Source organism: Methylobacterium litchii, assembly GCF_038442315.1.
GTDB classification, from domain to species: domain Bacteria; phylum Pseudomonadota; class Alphaproteobacteria; order Rhizobiales; family Beijerinckiaceae; genus Methylobacterium; species Methylobacterium litchii.
Map to the genome: position 1 here is coordinate 1 of NZ_JBBXMY010000052.1, position 830 is coordinate 830.

1 protein-coding gene is annotated in these 830 nt (G+C 69.2%); it reads left to right on the forward strand.

Going from position 1 to position 830, the window contains the following annotated elements:
• Positions 1-828: outer membrane protein (locus AAHF99_RS27115; RefSeq protein WP_342167422.1), on the forward strand; the 828-nt coding region annotated here is incomplete at its 5' end.
• Positions 829-830 lie beyond the last annotated feature (2 nt).

Below are 830 nucleotides of genomic sequence, written 5' to 3' on the forward strand. Positions count from 1 at the left end.
CTGCCGCGCCGCGCCGCCCCGCCGCCGGTCTTCACCCCGGTGCCGGTCTTCACCTGGACGGGCTTCTACGCCGGTTTCAACGCCGGTTACGGCTTCGACGCCTCCTCCAGCCGCGCCCCGACCGTCGTCGGCGTCTCCCCCGGTAACGCCATCTTCGCGACCGGCAACACCCTCCAGAGCGGCGTCCTCGCCTTCTCGAACTCCAACAACAACGAAGGCTTCGTCGGCGGTGGCCAGATCGGCTACAACTACCAGTTCACCCCGGGCTCCGGTGTGGTTGTCGGTATCGAAGCCGACGCCCAGTACGCCGACTTCGGTCGCCAGCGGAACCGCTTCTCCGCCGTCGGCGCCAACGGCTCGGCCATCATCCCGGGCACCCTGGTGTTCAACCCGAACGGCCTCACCGGCCTCGACTACTTCGGCACCGTGCGCGGCCGCCTCGGCTACGCCTTCGACCGCACCCTCGTGTACGCCACCGGCGGCTTCGCCTACGGCTCGGGCGGCGGCCGTCAGTTCGGCACCGGCGTCAACTCCGATGACTTCCAGACCGGCTACGCCGTCGGCGGCGGTGTCGAGTACGCTCTCCCGACCGACTCCTTCCTGAACTTCTTCCGCTCCTCGGCCGTCACGCTGAAGGTCGAAGGCCTGTACGTGAACCTCGAGCAGAACCGCCGCACCGCCGGCTCGTTCGCCCAGAACATCGGCGGCGCCCTCGTCTCCACCACCACCCCCGGCGTCACCCTCGTCTCCGGCCCGGCCAACACCCGCCGCGACACCGAGTTCGCCGTCGTCCGCGCCGGCGTGAACTACAAGTTCGGCTCGTACTAAGA